We start from the raw sequence: 18126 nt of genomic DNA, 5'->3' as shown, positions 1-18126 counted from the left end.
GGCCTATGATCATGTGTTGAAGGCGTCGCACCTGTTCAACCTGATGGATGCCCGTGGCGCCATCGCCGTGGCGGAGCGTCAGTCCTATATCGGCCGTATTCGCGATCTGTGTAAGGCCTGCGCCCAGGAATGGGCCCGTCAGGAAGAAGCAGGCGTCGCCCAAACTGCCCGGGGGCGATATAGTGCTCAAAGAGCGAAGCGTTAGCACAAAGAAATAATCCATGCCGCAACTGCTTATTGAACTGTTTTCCGAAGAAATACCGGCCCGCATGCAATTGGGGGCGGCGCGTGACTTCGAGCGCCTCTTCGGCGCCAAGCTGAACACATCCGGCTTAAGCTTTGAGTCGATCAAGGCTTATGTCGCGCCGCGTCGCCTGGCCCTGGTGGTCGAAGGGCTACCGGCGGAGCAGGCAGCCGTGACAGAAGAGGTCAAGGGGCCCAAAGACGGCGCACCGGAACAGGCCATGGCCGGCTTCCTGCGCAAGGTCGGCCTGACCCAGGACCAACTGGTCCTCGAAAACGGCGTGTGGATGGCAAGGATCGAAAAGCCAGGCCGCCGCACAGTGGATGCCCTGCCGGACATGCTGCGTGAGGTCATCCTGGCCTTCCCGTGGCCCAAGTCGATGCGGTCGGGCGTCAGCTCTTTCCGTTGGGTGCGGCCGCTGAAGCGCATACTGTTTCTGTTCGACGGCCAGATCGTGCCGTTTGAACTGGAAGGTCTGACGGCGTCGAGCCTGACCGAAGGTCACCGCTTCCTGGGATCGGGAAAGGCCTTGAATGTCAGCGATTTTGCCAGCTATCATAAGGCCTTGGCGGACAATTCCGTCATCCTGGATCATGCCGAACGCCAGGCCTTTATCCTCAAGGAAGCCAAGGCCGTGTGCGAAGACACCGGCTGCGAACTGATCGAGGACCAGGGGCTACTGGAAGAGGTCGCGGGACTGAACGAGTTCCCGATGCCGATCCTGGGCGACATGGATCCGAAATTCCTGGCCTTGCCGCCGGAAGTCATCAAGACTTCGATGCGGACGCACCAGAAGTATTTTGCCGTTCGCGACAAGGCAACGGGCAAGATGGCGCCGCACTTCATCATCGTCGCCAATATCCGCGCCAGAGATGGCGGCGATGAGATCAAGCGCGGCAATGCCAAGGTGTTGTCGGCGCGCCTGTCCGACGGCGTCTTCTTCTGGAATGAGGATAACAAGGCTGGCAATTTCGACGGCTGGCTGGAACGGCTGAAAGGCACCACCTTCCACGTAAAGCTGGGCACCATGGCGCAGCGAGTCGAGCGCATTTCGGCGCTGGCCGCGCACATCGCAGGCCATCTCGGCGCCGATATCGCCGCCGCTCGTGAAGCCGCGCGCCTGGCAAAAGCCGACCTGGCCTCGAAGATGGTTGGAGAGTTCCCCGAGCTTCAAGGGGTTATGGGCGGCTATTACGCCGACGCCTTGAAGCTGAAGCCTGAGATCGCCGACGCCATCCGCGAGCACTACAAGCCGCAGGGACCGTCCGATTCCGTCCCGGCGGGCAAGGTCAGCGCTGCGGTCGCCCTGGCCGACAAGATTGATACCCTGGTAGGGTTCTTCGCCATCGGTGAAAAGCCTACGGGGTCGAAAGATCCTTATGCCCTGCGTCGTTCGGCCCTGGGTGTCCTGCGCATTATCCGCGAGCACGGCGCAACCCTGCACCTAGGCGGGTTGGTTGATGCCTGGTATCGCAGCCGCGGCGAATTGCCGGTGGCGGTTCAGGACGTCGAAGCCGTGCGTCCGGAGGTGCTCGACTTCTTCGCCGACCGTCTGAAGGTCCAGCTTCGCGATGAAGGCCGTCGCTTCGATGTCCTGGAAGCGACCCGCGGCAGCGACGATGTTGTCAACACCATCACCCGCATCGAAGCCGTGGAAGCGGTCATCGCCACGCCGCAAGGTGAGGATCTCCTCACCCTTCACAAGCGCGCCGCCAATATCCTGGCTGCCAGCAAGACCGACCTTTCGCACGCCATGCCACAGGCATATGAGGGCATCGATCCCTTGGAAAAAGCGCTTCTGGAGGCTCTCAACGTCGCGCGTTCGGACGTTGTGTCTCACATTTCGGAAGAAAATTACGCCGGGGCCTTGAAAAGCATTGCTGCATTGCGGCAAAATGTTGATAGCTTCCTGGACGGAGTGCTGGTCAATGCGGATGACGAAAAAGTCAAAGTCAACCGCCTGGCCATACTGCGCGGGGTATGTGAGTTGTCGGCACCGATCGCGGATTTGAGCAAAATTGCCTGACGCGGCGTTGCGGCAAAAGAACTAAATGGAACCTGATAGTTCCATGCGTGCCTGAAAACAAAAAAAATAAACATGAAGAGGGAAAGTTTCATGTCTAAGCACTGGGTCTATGCTTTCAAAGCGGGTCAGGCCGACGGCGATGCGTCCATGAAGGCGCTGCTGGGCGGCAAGGGCGCCAATCTGGCGGAGATGTCGTCGCTGAACCTGCCGGTACCGGCAGGTTTCACTATCACGACCGAAGCCTGCGTCCACTATTACCAGAACAATTCCGAGCTTCCGGCGGGACTGGTCGACGAGGTCGAAACCAATCTCGCCCATCTCGAAAAGACGACGGCCAAGGGCTTTGGCGATGTCGCCAATCCGCTGCTGGTCTCGGTACGCTCCGGCGCCCGCGCTTCGATGCCGGGCATGATGGACACGGTCCTGAACTTGGGTCTCAACGATGCCACCGTTGAAGGCCTGACGGCTCTGACCGGCGACAGCCGCTTTGCGCTGGACTGCTACCGCCGCTTCATCACCATGTATTCGAACGTTGTGCTGGGCGTGAACCACCACAGCTTTGAGGACATTCTGGATGATCACAAGGATCGCCTGGGCGTTACCATCGACACCGACATCACCGCCAAGGACTGGGAACGCATTATCGCCGACTACAAGGCCATGGTGAAGTCCGAGCTGGGCCGCGACTTCCCGCAGGATCCGAAGGACCAGCTGTGGGGCGCTATCAGGGCCGTGTTCGGATCATGGATGAACGACCGCGCCAAGTTTTATCGCAAGATGCACGACATCCCTGAGGACTGGGGCACCGCCGTCAACATCCAGTCGATGGTGTTCGGCAATATGGGCAACACCTCGGCGACCGGCGTGGCCTTTACCCGTAACCCATCGACGGGTGACAGCGACCTCTACGGCGAGTTCCTGCTCAATGCCCAGGGCGAGGACGTCGTCGCTGGCATCCGCACCCCCCAGGCGCTGACCAAGAAGGCGCGCGAAGACATGGGCGAGCGTTCGCTCTCCATGGAAGAATCGCTGCCGGAAGTGTTCGCCCAGTTCAAGACGACGGTCGACACGCTCGAAAACCACTATCGCGATGTCCAGGATGTCGAGTTCACGGTGGAGCAGGGCAAGCTGTACATGCTGCAGACCCGCAACGCCAAGCGGACCTCTAAAGCGGCACTGAAAATTGCCGTCGACATGGCCAAGGAAGGCCTGATTACGCCGCAGGAAGCGCTTATGCGGATTGATCCGGGCACGCTGGATCAACTGTTGCACCCGATGCTGGACCCCAAGGCGGACAAGACCGTCATCGCCAAGGGCCTGCCGGCATCGCCCGGCGCGGCCTCGGGCAAGATCGTCTTCACGGCCGAAGACGCGGTACGGTACGCCGCCGCCGGCGAGGACGTCATCCTGGTCCGCGACGAGACCAGCCCCGAAGACATCAAGGGCATGTATGCGGCCAAGGCCATTGTCACGGCGCGTGGCGGCATGACCTCGCACGCCGCCGTTGTGGCGCGCGGCATGGGCCGTCCCTGTGTTTCCGGCGCCGGTGAGATGCAGATCTATGCCGAACGCGGTGAGTTCGCTTCGCGCGGCCAGACCTACCGCCATGGTGAGATCATCACGCTGGACGGTTCGACGGGTGAGATCATGAAGGGCGCGATCCGCATGATCGAGCCGGATTTCTCCGAAGACTTCCACCAGATCATGGCCTGGGCCGATGACTACAAGCGCCTGGATATCCGCGCGAATGCCGAAACCCCGGCCGATGCTCGCACGGCCCTGGGCTTCGGCGCCAAGGGTATCGGTCTGTGCCGCACCGAGCACATGTTCTTCGACGAAGATCGGATCACAGCCGTCCGTGAGATGATTCTGGCCGACGACGAAGCCGGCCGCCGCAAGGCCCTGGCCAAGATCGAACCGATGCAGCGCAAGGACTTCACCGAACTGTTCCAGATCATGGACGGTCTGCCGGTGACCATCCGCCTGCTGGATCCGCCGCTGCACGAGTTCCTGCCGCATACCGAAGAGGACATCGCCCACGTCGCCGAAACCTCCGGCATCGGCGCCGACAAGCTGTACAAGCGCACCAAGGAATTGTCCGAAACCAACCCCATGCTGGGCTGGCGCGGTTGCCGTCTGGGCATCACCTTCCCGGAAATCTACGAAAGTCAGCTCAACGCCTTGTTCAACGCGGCGGTCGACGTGCTGGAAGGTGGCGGTGACCCGCACCCCGAGATCATGCACCCGCTGGTCGCGACCCAGGAAGAAATGGCCAAGCTGTCGGCGCTGACGCACGACGTCGCCAAGATAGTGTTCGCCGCCCGCGGCAAGACCCTGGCCTACAAGGTCGGCACGATGATCGAGTTGCCGCGTGCCGCTCTGATGGCGAACCGGCTGGCGGAAACGGCCGAATTCTTCTCATTCGGCACCAACGACCTGACTCAGACGACGTTCGGAATCTCGCGCGATGACTCGGGCCGGTTCCTTAACCCCTATATCGAAAAAGGGATTTTCGAAAAGGACCCCTTCGTCAGCCTGGACCAGGACGGCGTTGGCGCCCTGATCGAGATGGCGGTCGCAAAGGGCAAGGCCACCCGTCCCGACATCAAGCTGGGCCTGTGCGGCGAGCATGGCGGCGACCCGGCCTCCATCGCCTTCTGCCACAAGGTCGGCCTGGCCTATGTCTCGTGCTCACCCTATCGCGTCCCGGTGGCGCGTCTGGCGGCGGCACAGGCTGCGATTGCGGCTAACAGTCAATAAGCGAAGCTGCCGGGTGGGCAATTGCGCCACACCCGGCCGCCTCGTTGATATTTGTCCCTCACGGGTTGTTTTGGCTGGTTGCCGACCTCGGTCAAACGCGATAACCTTTAGTTAACAAAACAACGATTGGGGTGCTTGCATGAAAGCCGGGGCCGTATGGTTCGTGGGTCTGACAGGGCTGGTCGCGCTGGGCGCGGTCGGGTTGTACAAGACTCTGCCAGGCGTCGAAAGCGACGTCCGCGCAAGCGTTGTCAAGGCCTTGGCCGACAACGGGTTCAGCGATGTTCGCGCCGAGGTGTCGGGTCAGACCGTGACCCTCAGCGTCGGCGATACAGTTGCCAATCCCGTGTCGCATCTGGAACAGGCCAAGGCGGTCGTCACCAAGCTGGACGGCAAGGTGTCCGAGGTCCATTTCCTGTCGATGACCGAAGCGACTCCGGTTCAGGTGGCTGCGGCCAATCCGTCGGCTCTGAAACTACCTACCGAGGTGATCAAGGGCGAGAAGGCGACGACCATCGTCGCCACCAATTCCAATCTGCCGGCCGTTGCGGGTGACAATGCCCGCGACGCGGCCATTGAAGTCGCCCGCTCGTGCGACGACCGGATTTCGGCGGCGATGGGCAAACGCAGACTGGAATATCGCTTTGGCACGTACGAACTTATCGGCGACAGCGAACCGCTGCTGGATGAGCTTTCGAAGGTCGTGGCTGACTGTCCGGCCGACGTCAAACTGATCATTGCCGGCTATACCGATGCGACGGGTGACGCCAAGGCCAATCAGCTGATTTCGCTGGCGCGGGCACAGACCGCCGCCGATGGCCTGGTCAAGCGCGGCGTCGATGCCGGCCGCATTCAGGTTCAGGGTATGGGCGGAGCCGCACCGGTTGCTGACAATGCGACGCCCGAAGGGCGTGCGGCCAATCGCCGTATTGTTATCCGCGCGACTGCGGGCTAGGGGAGCAAAATGCTGCATCTGTTGTTTGAATTGCGCTTTCTGCTGCTGGGCGCGGCCTTTCTGGGGCTGGCGACCGGCTTCATTGCGCGTAAGGTGAGTTGATATGCCTTCGCTTGTCCTGCAATCGGTCCTGTTCCTGGTTGGTGTATTTGCCGTTTTCGCGGTGATTGGCTGGCTGGCCGCCGGTAAGCGCAAGTCGCGCGCGATCCGTTCCTACGAAGTCGTCGACTGGTCGGTGCCTGAGCCCGTCGTCGAGCAACCGGCTCCGGCGCGGCCGCAACCGGTGACCTATCTCGATGCCGCAGCCGAAGCCTTTACTTCGGGCGTGGTCAAGGCGCCCGAGCCCGATCGTTCGCCCTATATGCCGATCAATCCGCTGCCGCAGCAGGTGACGCATAGCGCCATGGTGCAAAACCTTATGGCCCTGCATCAGGTTGATGATTTCGGCGCCGTGCGCCGGGTTTCCAGCCTGGCCGCGATGACACCCGAAAGCGTCGAGGCCGCGGTTCAGCAGGCCGGTTCGGGCCTGGAGCCGGTGCGTTTGCCGGCGCCACAAGGGCCTGTGGACGATTTGACCGTGATTTCCGGCATTACGGCCGATCAGCAGCAACAGTTGAATTCTCTGGGTATCTTCCATTTCTGGCAAATTGCCGGCTGGTCGCCGGAGCATGTGGCCTGGGTTGCCAACCGCCTGCCGACATCGCGGCGAATTGCGCGTGAAAACTGGATGTCTCAGGCTGCACGCTTGGCCCGTCTTCACTAGAGTCGTGTGCCGTTAGTTTCGGAAGAACAAGCGCGTCAAAACAAAACCTCAAAGCGCCGATCCGATTCTGCCGGATCGAAACGCGCTCTAAGCACGTGGCAGGCTCAGCCCGGATGACGGGCTGAAACGGAAGCGGTCGCGATCATAGCGATAGAGTTCTGCCGGGCGGCCGCCAGTGTCTTCACGCATAACACCCAAAGGTTCAACGAATCCCGTGCGTTCCAGCGCGCGCCTGAAGTTTTGCTTGTGGAGTTTTATGCCTGTCAGGGCCTCCAAAGACTTCTGAAGTTCCAGCAGGGTGAATCGTTCCGGCATCAGCTCAAATATCACCGGTCGGTACTTCACCTTGCCGCGCAGCCGCGACAATGCGGTGGCCAGGATGCGGCGATGGTCCGATGCCATCGGTTCGCCGCTGTGCGCCGCCAGCCCGTCACGTTCGGCCTCTGCAATCAAGCCAGCCTCGTACAGCAACTCGTAGCGGTCGAGCACGCGTTCCTCGTTCCAGTTGTCGAAATCGGCCGGAAACAGGGTCGCGACACGGCTGCGGCGCAGATCGGTATCGGCCCATGCCTCCATGGCCGGCCGCAGGGCGTCCAGCGCCGGATTGACCTCGCCGTTGCGCCAGTCTTCCCACGGAAAGAAGCGATGAAACGGCACCCAGTCGGCATTGATGCGGCCCTTGAAGTCGCCGCCCGGCGTCAGGGCCAGATAGCCGATCGAAATGACTCGATCGGCGCCGTCGACCGCCATGGTTTCGCGGCCCTCGTCGCCGAAACTGTAAAGCTGCTCGACATAGCCGAGATCGAACCCGGTCTGCTCACGGACGAAGGCGCGCAGGGCCAGGTCGAAGGTGCGGTGGCTTTGCGGCGCGAACGGACCCGACGGCAGCGCCCGGGTGACCGTCGCGCTGGCCGGCAGATTGAGGCACAGCACCATGGCTTCGTTGGCTCGGACGGTTACCACCACGGCCGACAGCTCGATCGCCAGGCCCATATCGCTATGCCTTCATCTGACGGATCAGGGTGTCGAAACGCGCAACGAAGGCCTCCGACGCCGCCTTCGACGGCAAGGGCTCCAGTCGCAGGATATAGCCGTCGGGTGGTTCACCGAAATATTGTCGCGCTTCGGTGTCGCTGAACCCGGCCAGTTGCGTCGCCTCGAAATAGGCACAGGCGTGGTCGGCCTGTTTGATCAGCTTCTTGACCGCTGCCGGCATCAGGGCAGGCAGGCCGAAGCGGACATGGATTGCCTGCTCCAGATGGGCTTCGAAGCGTTTGTAATCCAGGCCCAGCGCCGCCTTGAACGGCGAAATCATATCGCCGATGACATATTCCGGGGCGTCGTGAAGCAGGGCCATCAAGCGGTGAGGCACCGTGATGTTCGGGTCGATGTGGCCGCAGATATCCTCGACGATAAGGCTGTGCTGGGCAACGGAAAAACCGTGCTCGCCCAGAGTCTGGCCATTCCACCGCGCCACCCGTGACAGGCCCAGGGCGATGTCGTCGATTTCGATATCGATGGCATGCGGGTCCAGCAGGTCCAGCCGGCGGCCGGACAGCATGCGCTGCCAGGCCCGCGGTGCGGTGTCGCGCGAAGGAGATCTGGCGATTTTGCGTTGTCGAACGGCCATAAGCGCTCTGTGTCACATGGGGATTTTACAGGCAGACATGTATAGTGCGGGCCATGACCGCCGTCGCGGTCTGATTCTTCTCTATGCACAAAAAACGGAGGCCCCGATGACCGTTTCCAAATCCCAGGCCTGGTCGCGTATCAGCGTACCGGTCAGTGGCGCGGCGACCGAAACGACCGTCCTGCAATTGGGTGCCCAGATCGCAGCGAGCTTCGGCGCCCGGCTGAATGTGCTGTTTGCACCGCCCGACCCGGCGGAACTGGCGCCCTGGCTGGGTGAGGGCTTCATGGGGACGGTCCAGATGTCAACCATTGACAGCCTTAAAGTCGCCGCTGAAGAGTCCGAAGCGACCGCCCGGTCGCACTTCGACACCGTCGATTACGACGCAAAGACTTTCACCGTGCTGCATTCGCCGGTGTGGCAAGACCTGGCTCTGGAAACCCGCCTGTCCGACCTCGTGGTCTTCGGCGAAACCAGCGCCAAGGGGCAGGGATTGCTGTCCGAGGCCTTTCAGCAGGTGCTGATGGAGGAGCGGGCAGGGGTGTTTATCGCCCGCAAACCGCTGGATCTGAATGGTACGGCCCTGGTGGCCTGGGACGGCAAGGAACCGTCTTCGCGGGCGGCGCGCCGGGCAGCCCCGTTGTTGAAAAAGGCGGGGAGGGTGGTCATTATTGGTGCGCCGGTCGGTGACAGCCCCGCAGATCTGGGCCGCCTGGCCGACTACTATGCCGCCCATGGAATAGAGTCCGAGATCGACCCGTTGCCCAAGGGCGATATCGTGCCCTTGCTGTTGGAGGCCAATGAACGCCATGGCGCCAGCTATATGGTGGCAGGCGCCTTTGGGCGCTCGCGGTTGCGCGAATTTGCTTTTGGCGGCACGACGCGCGCCCTTTTGCACAACACTTTGCTGAACCTTTACATGGCACATTGATGCGTTGAAAAAAGCCAGCTAATTTCGCGGGATGACTGCACAATCCGAAACCGCCGAGCAAGACGTCAACGACACCATCGCCGAGGTGGCGCCGTCACGTCCGGCATATCGCAACCTCTCGGCAGGGGACCCGGCGCCCTGGTTTCACCAGGTCAGCACAAGCCACCCCAACTATGCCTTCTCGTCGGTCGGCGGACGCTATGTCCTTATGGGCTTTTTCGGCACCGCAGGGGATCCGATGGTGCAGAACGCCCTGACCGCCGTCATGGCCAACCGTCGGCTGTTTGATGACACCAAAATATGTTTCTTCGGCATCAGTGTCGATCCGCAGGATCGCGAGCAGGACCGGCTGAAGGAGTATATGCCGGGCCAGCGACATTTCTGGGATTTCGACGGTAATGTCTCGCGCCTGTATGGCGCCCTGCCGACGTCAGGGCCTTTGGCCTATCGCCGTTTCTGGCTGCTGCTGGATCCGACTCTGCGCGTGATGAAGGTATTTCCGTTCCAAAACGATGGCAGCAACCTGCAGGCCATTTTCGATCTGCTTGACGCCCTGCCGGCGCCGGAACGTTTTGCCGGCGTTGAGATCATGGCGCCGGTCCTTTATCTCCCGCGCGTCTTCGAACCGGAATTTTGCCGCAAGCTGATTGGGATCTATGAGGCCGGTGACCACGAGGAGAGCGGCGTCATGCGCGAGATTGACGGCGTCACCAAGCCGGTCCACGATCACAGCTTCAAACGCCGCCGCGACGTCACCATCGAGGATCGCGAACTGATCAAGCAACTGCAGGCGCGTGTCATTCGCCGCATCGTGCCCGAGGTCAGGAAAATCCACAATTTCGACGCCACACGGATGGAGCGCTATATTGTCGGCTGCTACACCGAAGAGGATGGCGGCCATTTCCGTCCTCATCGTGACAACGTCACCAAAGGCACGGCACACCGTCGTTTTGCCGTCTCGATCAATCTGAACGAAGAGTTCGAGGGCGGCGAGTTGAGCTTCCCGGAATATGGCCCGCGCAGCTTCAAGCCGCCGGTCGGCGGTGCCGTCGTGTTTGGTTGTGCCCTGCTGCATGCGGTGTCGAAGATCACCAAAGGACGGCGCTACGCCTTCCTGCCATTCCTGTATGATGACGCGGCGGCCAAGGTACGTGAGTCGAACAATGCCTACCTGGATCCCGGGATGGAACCCTACAAGGCCTGACCCAGGGCCTCACGGACACGATCGAGCGCCGGTTTCCAGTCGCCAGGGCCCGGCGTCTCAAAATAGCGGACGTTTGGATACCAGGGAAACGGCTCCATCCCCAGCCGCAGCCAGCTATGGCGGCCACCGACCAGCCAGGTTTGCGCACCGCAGGCCGCCGCGATATTGGTCGTCGCATTGGACGGCCCGATAACCACATCCAGGGCCGTGCACAGGGCTGCCAGGTCGTCGAGGTCGTCCTTCAGGTCTATACCTTCAGGGGTATGAATGTTCAGACCGGCGGTGTGAGCCGCTGCCATTTCGACCGAGGAATCGCCGTACTGGATGTTGACGAAGGTGACGCCGGACGTCGCCACCACGTCCTGCCATAGACCGAACCCCGCGAAATGCCGGTCGCGTTCGGCGCCGGTTTTCAGGCTTTTCCATAATATGCCGGCCTTCGGCTGGCTATCCAACCCATTGAAATAGCGCCGCCAATAGGCCACGCGCTCAGGATCGGGCTTCAGGAAGGCTTTCGGATGGGCAAAATCCTCCGACGTCTGCCGGAACACCGGCAGGAAATCGCCAACCAGAGCATAGGTGTCGAAGCGTTTCAGATCGAAATCCAGGAAATCGCGGAGGATACGGGCGTCGATCGTGCGAGTCCGGTGGGCGACCACAATCGCGTTGGGGAAGCTGCGACAGAACAGAGGGACCAGCCGCGGCTCAACGCCAATACCCAGCCGCCCGTTGGGGCCGATGGCGGCGGCGATATCCGGCAACAGCGATCCGAACAACACTTCGTCGCCCAGCCCCTGTTCCGCCGAGACGAAGACATGCTTGCCGTCCAGACTTTCGGTCGTCGTAAGCAGGCGCACTTTCAACGCGTAATGGACCTCGGCCTGCGTCCCGCGCTTGTGCCGGGCCTGGAACCAGTTCCAGCCATTCTTCAGATCGCCCAACGCCAGGGCAGTGTGGGCGCTGACGATGCCGGCGCTGACCTTGTTGGTGGGATCGCGGAACAGCTCGGCGCAGGTACGCACGTCGGCCAGGCCTTCGCGTAACTCGCCCGCATCGATCAGCGCACAGCCGCGATTGAACAAGGCGTGGAAATTGTTTGGATCCAGCCTCAGCGCCTCAGCGAAGAAGATCTGAGCGGTCGCGCTGTCGCCCTTGGCGGCCATCACCGCGCCCAGGCCTTCCCACAACGTCGAGTCCTCCGGCGTCTGGCCCAACAGGGTCTTGAGCAGGTCAGCGGCTTCGTCGTAGCGGGACTGCTCGCGCAAGGTTGCCGCGTAGGCGGTGACGGTCACGCTGTCGCGCGCCCCCTTCAGGATCAGGTGCGCCAGCAGTTTTTCGGCCATGTCCCATAGCCGAAGGCGGAAAGCGATGTCGGCGAGATGACGGCCGATCTCAATCGATTCCGGCGCTTCCGCCAGTGCATGCTGCCAGGCATCCAGCGCAGACGGCAGGTCATGCGCTGCTTCATACTGGCGTGCCAGTTGCCGGTAGTCGGTGCGAGTGGCGGCGGCGGTCATGGGAGATGGGGGCTGGTGATTCGTCTTGATAACGGTTTTACGCCTTTGCAGGCGCATCGTCACCGGGTTCTTGCAGCCTTTGGTTTAGACTATCGCCAAACAGGAGACGGATATGGACAAGAAGGAAGTGATGGGTGGTCACAGCCCTGCCGAGGTTAGCCGCACAGCGGAAAAACAGGTCAACAAGGGGGAGGCCGACTCCATGCCGCCAGAAGGCACGGACGAAACGGTATTGAAGGGTGACGACGCCGACAATCCGATCCGGCAAAGCGACAGGGGCGAGGCGACCAAGGCCGTCATAGGAAAGGATTAGGCTTGCCTTTCGGTCGTGACACCCTAAATCCAGACCATGGCTGATCTCGCAAAATTCGGTGTCTTGCCCCTTGACCACTGCGTCCCCGATGTCCTCATGCCGGGCTTGAAGGTGGTGTTCTGCGGCACGGCCCTTGGCCGTGTGTCGGCGCAGTCACGCGCCTACTATGCGCATCCCGGCAACTTTTTCTGGCGCACACTGTCGGCCACCGGCCTGACTTCGGAATTGATCGCCGCCAAAGACTATGTCCGGGTGCGCGAGTTTGGCATCGGTCTCACGGACTTGTGCAAGCGGCATTTTGGCAATGATAACGAACTGCCGTCGGGTGCATTCGATACATCAGCCCTTCGTGACAAAATGTTGAAATATAAGCCAGATGTTCTGGCCTTTACCAGCAAGACCGGGGCGGCAGCGTTTCTGCAACGCGCGACGGGGGCGGTTCACCTCGGCTTCCACATTGAGACGATAGGCGCAACGCGCATCTATGTGCTGCCGTCGCCCTCCGGTCAGGCGCGGGTGTTCTGGAATCAGCAGACCTGGCAGGACCTGGCGGACGCGGTCAGCTAAGGAATTCCTCGACCAGGGCGTCGCGCATATCCTGCATGACAGGTTGCCAGTCCAGGGCATTGTGAGCAAAGAACATCCGGGTGTCGGCGTACCAGGGCAGGCGATCTGTCCCGAGGCTGATCCACGTATTGGCCAGGCTGGCGATCCAGATTTTCACGCCGGCAGCGGCCGCGATGTTGCTGGTGGCATTCGCGGGCCCGAGGACACAGTCCATCGCCATGCACAGAGCGCTGAGATCGTCGAGATCGTTCTTCAGGTCGATGCCGGGCGGTGTCCAGATATCCAGGCCCATATTGCGCGCTTCTTCCAGTTCGGCTTCGGTGTCGCCATACTGCAGATTGATGAACTGGATTCCCTCCAGTGACAACACCGCCTGCCAATCCTCAAACGGAGAGTAGTAGCGGTTACGGCGGGAATGGCTGATGGCCGATTTCCACAGGACGCCAACCTTGGGCTTATCGTTCAATCCGCCCAACAGAGCCTTCCAATAGGCGACCCTTTCCGGATCGGGGCGAAAAAAGGTCTGATGTTGCGGGAAGTCTTCCATCTTCGACCGGTACCGCGGCAGGAAGTCACACATCAGGGCATAGGCATCCCACGTCTCCCAAGCCTTGATATCCGGGAAGAGTCTTACCGTGTGGCCCTGGTGCTTGACGGTATGGTGGTGAACGACGGTGCAGTCGGGAAAACCCTTTTGAAACAGAGGCACCAGACGCTTCTCGACACCTATTCCGACGTGTCCGGAAGGGCCAACTTCGCGAATCAGGTCAGGCAGAAGGCTGCCGAACATGATTTCGTCGCCCAGGCCCTGTTCGGCCGAAACGAAGATGCGCTTGCCCTCCAGAGGCATGTCGGCATCCCAACGCGGACTCTGCACCATATAGACCGTATGTTCGGGCGTGTTCTCCTTGGTGCGCGCCCGATACCAGGTCCAGCCGTTCTTCAGATCACCTTCGGCCAGGTAGGCAAACGCCATGCTGAGCTTACAGGTATAGACATTCATCGGGTCGGTGAAACGGGGGAGGGCGTGATCGAAGTACCGCCGGGCTTCGTCGAACCTGCCCAATGACGTCAGGACGTTGCCGTAGTTGTAGTTGCCGTGACAATGGTCAGGGTCGAATTTCAGCGCTTCCTGATAGAAGACGCCCGCCGTTTCTGTATCGCCGCGGGCGTTAACAACCGTACCGATCGCGTTCCACAGTTGCGGGTCCTCCGGATGCGCGGCGATGGCGGTCTGCAGCACCTCGATGGCGCCATCCAGATCGTTCTTTTCGCGCAGCACAGACGCCAGGTTGTTCATAGCCTCCGGATGGTTGGGAAAACTGGCCAGAAAATGCAGGAAGAACTTTTGCGCCAGGTCGTTGAGGCTGAGGCGGAAGGCCAGGCGACCAAGATCGTTGGCGATATAGGCGTCTTCCGGAGAAATGCGCAGCGCCGTTTCGAAACAGGTAATGGCGGTTTTCAGGTCGCCGGCCTTTTCCCGTGCGATCGCCAGGACGTGCCAGGCCTGCGCGCTCTTTTCATCGACATGCAGCGCTTTTAGAGCCAGTTCACCACCCCGGATCCAGTCACCCCGTTTGAACATGACAAGGGCTTCTTTGAGCAGGATCAGGGTGTCGATCTGCTTGATACGGTCGGTGCTTGAAATCAGGCGCTTCAGCGATTCGGACGATGCAGAATCACCCAGGATCTGCGAAGCCGGATCGACCAGACCTGCACCGACAAGCGGAACCGCATTCTCGGCACCCAGCGCAATCGCTGTCACAGAGGGCTTTGGCGCAAAGACAGGGTTGCCCGTCTTTTTGCGGGGATTTCTCAGATAGTTGGACACGACTCCTCCGCGCGCGCATTTCGTGTCATGGTTAATACGAGATTCGTTTAATTGGCCTTAAGAAATTCGTCCCATCTGGGCGCGTTACCGGTAGGCCGGCAACCTGATGTTAACTCCGTGTGATCTATAAGCCTTAAGCATAAGGTTTGCGGGTCGCACCAGCAGACCGAGAGAAAGTCAATGCCGCTAAAACTGTCGTTGAAGCCTGGGGAAAGATTCGTCCTGAACGGAGCCGTCGTGCAAAACGGCGACCGTCGCTGTTCTCTGGTGCTGCAAAACAAGGCCTCCGTCCTGCGCGAAAAGGACATCATGCAGCAGGCCGAGGCCAATTCACCGGCACGGCACGTCTATTTCCCGGTCATGATGATGTACCTGGATGAAGCCGGTGCTGACAAATACTATGACGAATTCCTGCGCCGCATGACTGAGTTCATGAGCGTCATTGCGAACCCTTCCGTCCTGCAGGAATGTGTCGCCGTTTCCCGGTCGTTAATGACCAAGGAGTATTATAAGGCGTTGATGGGCTGTCGTAAGCTCATCGACTATGAAGACGAACGATTGGGGAGAACCACGGGCTCAGTCTGAGTCTAAGGTTCTGTCGTAACAGAAAGAGTCCTGATGTCCCTTAAGGCGTACCAGACCACAGCCGCCCGTGCGGAGAATCCGCGTCAGACCGAGTATCGCCTGTTCGGGCAGGTGACGCGTGCGTTGATGGAGGCGGAGAAGATGGACCGCTCCATGATCCGCGAGCGCATGGACGCCCTGGACTGGAATCGCCGCATGTGGTCCGCGCTTGGGGCCGACTGTTCGGTCGATGGCAACGGCCTGCCGGACATGGTCCGTGCCAATATCATTTCGCTGTCGATCTGGGTCAACAAGCATACCTCGATGGTAATGCGGAACCAGGAGGAGATCGGTCCGTTGATCGATATCAACCGTATCATCATGCAGGGCCTTGCGCCGCAGAACGAAGACACCTCTGCCCCGCGCCAGATGGGCGGAAGCTTCTAGACTCGGTCTGCCTGACATATTGAAAAGCCCGGCCTTAGCGCCGGGCTTTTTTTTGTGCCTGTCTGTAGTCAAAAATTGCCGGGCTGGGCAGGATTTGCCGTGAAGTGCGCGGCCACTGAAGCCTACAAATTGCGATTCGTTAAGTTTGCAAGAGAAATAAAGTCTTCAGATTCAATGCATTAAACTATTCTTTACCTCGTTTCTTCATTGGCATCGCACTTGCTTTGATGGAGGCAGGCCAAAATGGCTACACGGCAAAATGTCCGCTTGAACCCGACCAGAATGGTAAGGAAAATCAAATGTCTCTTTCGATCAACACCAATACTGGCGCCATGGTGGCGCTGCAAAACCTGAACAGCACGAGCAGCCAGTTGGCGGCGACCCAGACCCGGATTTCCACCGGCCTGAAGGTGGCCACGGCAAAGGACGACGGGGCGGCCTATGCGATTGCGCAAAGCCAACGCGCATCGGTGGCCTCGCTGGACGCGGTGAAGGACTCGCTGAACCGGGCTACGTCTTCGATCGACGTCGCCATGTCAGCGGGTGAAGGCATCTCGGACATGCTCACTCAGTTAAAGGAGAAAGCGCTCGCGGCGTCCGACACGTCTTTGGATACCACCAGCCGGGATGCCTTGGCGTCCGACTTCGAATCGATCCGTGACCAGATCACCAAGACGATTTCGAATGCGGAATTCAACGGCATCAATCTGATTGACGGCAGCATCACCGGTATCGGTGCTCTGGCTAATGCCGACGGTTCGTCAACCCTGACCGTCGACACCGAAAATCTGAGCCTGGCGGGTACCATCGTTACCCTGGCCACCGACGCGACCTTCGCGACGGCGACCTCGGCCAACGGCCTGCTGAGCACGCTTGATGACTCAATCAGCAACGTGTCGGCAGCTCTGGCCCGCATGGGTACCGATTCCAAGGCCGTGACGGCGCACATGACCTTTATTGGAAAACTCCAGGATTCGCTGGAAGCAGGTATCGGCAATCTGGTCGATGCTGACATGGCTAAGGAAAGTGCCAAGCTCCAGGCTCTGCAAACCAAGCAGCAGTTGGGCGTGCAGGCTCTGTCCATCGCCAACCAGGCTCCGCAGACGGCCCTCAGCCTCTTCCGCGGCTAATCCACCTAACAGCCGGAGTGGTTCGCCACTCCGGCTTTTCTTTGCTTTTATTTGCCCGGCCCGGACATTTGTCCGGGCTTTTTTGTTGGCGGGTCGGCTTTGGTCGAGGGGGCGGGGAGGTTTGGGGCAAAAATTGCCGACTCGGCAAATATTGCCCGCATCCGGCAAATATTGCCGGTTCCCTGGTCGCGCTTCAGCCTTGAATACTATTTAAAAACAATGGCTTAGGCAATTTTTTCGGGGGGCGCTCTTGTGGCCCGCAACTTGCATCATTGTGCGTAGGCAAAATGCCACCGGTCGACAAAATGTCACCGGAACATTCTAGAATGAAGGAAGCTGACATAATGTCTAGCATTAACACCAATGTTGGGGCCATGGTTGCCCTGCAAAACCTGAACCGCACCTCCAGCGAACTCTCTTCGACCCAAAGCCGCATCTCGACCGGCCTGAAGGTTGCGAGCGCCAAGGATGATGGTGCGGCCTACGCCATCGCCCAATCCCAACGCGCCACTGTTTCGTCGCTCGACGCCGTTAAGGACTCTTTGTCCCGCGGCGTTTCCGTCGTTGACGTGTCGATGTCGGCTGGCGAATCCGTCTCCGACATGTTGACCCAGTTGAAGGAAAAGGCCCTGGCCGCTTCCGACACCTCGCTGGATACAACCAGCCGTGAGGCACTGAAGGCGGACTTCGACTCGATCCGTGGTCAGATCACCAAGACTCTGTCGAACTCGACCTTCAACGGGGTTAACCTCGTTGACGGCACGAACGCCGAGATCGGTGCCCTGGCCAACGCTGATGGGTCTTCAACCATCACCGTGACCGGCGAAGATCTGTCGCTGGGCGGTGCGGTCGTTACCCTGGCCTCGGACGATTCCTTCGACACCGCTACCTCGGCCAACGCCCTGTTGTCGACGCTGGACGATTCGATCAGCAACGTCTCCGCGGCTCTGGCCCGTCTGGGTACCTCGTCGAAGGCCCTGGATAACCACATGACTTTCGTGGGCAAGCTCCAGGATTCGATCACCTCCGGTATCGGCAACCTTGTCGACGCCGACCTGGCCAAGGAAAGCGCCAAACTCCAAGCTCTGCAAACCAAGCAGCAGTTGGGCGTTCAGGCCCTGTCCATTGCCAACCAGTCCACTTCGACTGTCCTGAGCCTGTTCCGTTAATCGGAAGGAGGGGTGGTCGAAAGGCCGCCCCTCTCTCATTTCGCCGCGTAACTTCAGTTGCGTGTAGTTTTAGAA

Annotated in this window: 17 protein-coding genes; 13 read left to right on the top strand and 4 right to left on the bottom strand. The window is 60.2% G+C overall.

From position 1 onward, the window contains the following. From ABI_RS18380 to ABI_RS18360, 5 genes are all read left to right on the top strand, one after another. Positions 1 to 205 (top strand): glycine--tRNA ligase subunit alpha (locus ABI_RS18380; protein WP_040309600.1); only part of this gene is annotated, 205 nt, incomplete at its 5' end. 16 nt (positions 206 to 221) lie between these two features. Next, positions 222 to 2270 carry a glycine--tRNA ligase subunit beta gene (gene glyS / locus ABI_RS18375; RefSeq protein ID WP_006274559.1) on the top strand — a complete coding sequence of 683 codons (2049 nt, stop codon included), beginning with the start codon at positions 222 to 224 and terminating at the stop codon, positions 2268 to 2270. Between the two features lie 90 nt (positions 2271 to 2360). After that, on the top strand, positions 2361 to 5030 hold the full coding sequence (gene ppdK / locus ABI_RS18370) for a pyruvate, phosphate dikinase (protein WP_006274558.1): 2670 nt from the start codon (positions 2361 to 2363) through the stop codon (positions 5028 to 5030). 139 nt (positions 5031 to 5169) lie between these two features. Further along, complete coding sequence (locus ABI_RS26495) at positions 5170 to 5985, top strand: OmpA family protein (RefSeq protein ID WP_050808348.1); 816 nt, start codon at positions 5170 to 5172, stop codon at positions 5983 to 5985. A gap of 103 nt (positions 5986 to 6088) precedes the next feature. Beyond that, the gene (locus tag ABI_RS18360) at positions 6089 to 6748 is read left to right on the top strand and encodes a helix-hairpin-helix domain-containing protein (protein WP_006274556.1); all 660 of its coding nucleotides are present in this window, start codon (positions 6089 to 6091) and stop codon (positions 6746 to 6748) included. 87 nt (positions 6749 to 6835) lie between these two features. Here the strand turns inward: ABI_RS18360 and ABI_RS18355 are convergent, their stop codons facing one another. Next, on the bottom strand, positions 6836 to 7741 hold the full coding sequence (locus ABI_RS18355) for an NUDIX hydrolase (protein WP_006274555.1): 906 nt from the start codon (positions 7739 to 7741) through the stop codon (positions 6836 to 6838). 4 nt (positions 7742 to 7745) lie between these two features. Further along, the gene (locus ABI_RS18350) at positions 7746 to 8378 is read right to left on the bottom strand and encodes a YfbR-like 5'-deoxynucleotidase (RefSeq protein WP_050808347.1); all 633 of its coding nucleotides are present in this window, start codon (positions 8376 to 8378) and stop codon (positions 7746 to 7748) included. Positions 8379 to 8484: 106 nt separating this feature from the next. Between ABI_RS18350 and ABI_RS18345 the strand changes: the two genes are divergently transcribed. Together ABI_RS18345 and ABI_RS18340 are read left to right on the top strand one after the other, a co-directional pair. Next, a complete protein-coding gene (locus tag ABI_RS18345) occupies positions 8485 to 9309 on the top strand; it encodes a universal stress protein (RefSeq protein WP_006274553.1) in 825 nt (274 codons plus the stop codon). A 31-nt stretch (positions 9310 to 9340) separates the two neighbouring features. Then, positions 9341 to 10513, top strand: a complete 1173-nt coding sequence (locus ABI_RS18340) for a 2OG-Fe(II) oxygenase (RefSeq protein ID WP_083811559.1) — start codon at positions 9341 to 9343, stop codon at positions 10511 to 10513. Here the strand turns inward: ABI_RS18340 and ABI_RS18335 are convergent. Further along, entirely contained in the window at positions 10501 to 12030 is a 1530-nt protein-coding gene (locus ABI_RS18335; RefSeq protein WP_006274552.1) for a tetratricopeptide repeat protein, read from the bottom strand. The two genes, ABI_RS18340 and ABI_RS18335, sit on opposite strands and share 13 nt — an antisense overlap. Before the next feature lie 112 nt (positions 12031 to 12142). Between ABI_RS18335 and ABI_RS18330 the strand changes: the two genes are divergently transcribed. Both ABI_RS18330 and ABI_RS18325 read left to right on the top strand, forming a co-directional pair. Next, entirely contained in the window at positions 12143 to 12343 is a 201-nt protein-coding gene (locus ABI_RS18330; RefSeq protein ID WP_006274551.1) for a hypothetical protein, read from the top strand. A gap of 36 nt (positions 12344 to 12379) precedes the next feature. After that, positions 12380 to 12910 (top strand): mismatch-specific DNA-glycosylase, encoded by a 531-nt coding sequence (locus ABI_RS18325; RefSeq protein WP_040309598.1) that lies wholly within the window; start codon positions 12380 to 12382, stop codon positions 12908 to 12910. Here the strand turns inward: ABI_RS18325 and ABI_RS18320 are convergent. Further along, positions 12903 to 14741, bottom strand: a complete 1839-nt coding sequence (locus tag ABI_RS18320) for a tetratricopeptide repeat-containing glycosyltransferase family protein (protein ID WP_006274549.1) — start codon at positions 14739 to 14741, stop codon at positions 12903 to 12905. The two genes, ABI_RS18325 and ABI_RS18320, sit on opposite strands and share 8 nt — an antisense overlap. Positions 14742 to 14921: 180 nt before the next feature. Between ABI_RS18320 and flbT the strand changes: the two genes are divergently transcribed. From flbT to ABI_RS18300, 4 genes are all read left to right on the top strand, one after another. Further along, positions 14922 to 15326 (top strand): flagellar biosynthesis repressor FlbT, encoded by a 405-nt coding sequence (gene flbT, locus ABI_RS18315; RefSeq protein ID WP_023448551.1) that lies wholly within the window; start codon positions 14922 to 14924, stop codon positions 15324 to 15326. 33 nt (positions 15327 to 15359) lie between these two features. Continuing rightward, entirely contained in the window at positions 15360 to 15752 is a 393-nt protein-coding gene (gene flaF / locus ABI_RS18310; RefSeq protein ID WP_040309597.1) for a flagellar biosynthesis regulator FlaF, read from the top strand. Between the two features lie 299 nt (positions 15753 to 16051). Beyond that, on the top strand, positions 16052 to 16882 hold the full coding sequence (locus tag ABI_RS18305; RefSeq protein ID WP_006274548.1) for a flagellin: 831 nt from the start codon (positions 16052 to 16054) through the stop codon (positions 16880 to 16882). A 344-nt stretch (positions 16883 to 17226) separates the two neighbouring features. Beyond that, complete coding sequence (locus ABI_RS18300; protein WP_006274547.1) at positions 17227 to 18051, top strand: flagellin; 825 nt, start codon at positions 17227 to 17229, stop codon at positions 18049 to 18051. Positions 18052 to 18126 lie beyond the last annotated feature (75 nt).

The organism is Asticcacaulis biprosthecium C19 (assembly GCF_000204015.1).
Lineage (GTDB): Bacteria > Pseudomonadota > Alphaproteobacteria > Caulobacterales > Caulobacteraceae > Asticcacaulis > Asticcacaulis biprosthecius.
This window is presented reverse-complemented; position numbering and strand designations above follow the sequence as displayed.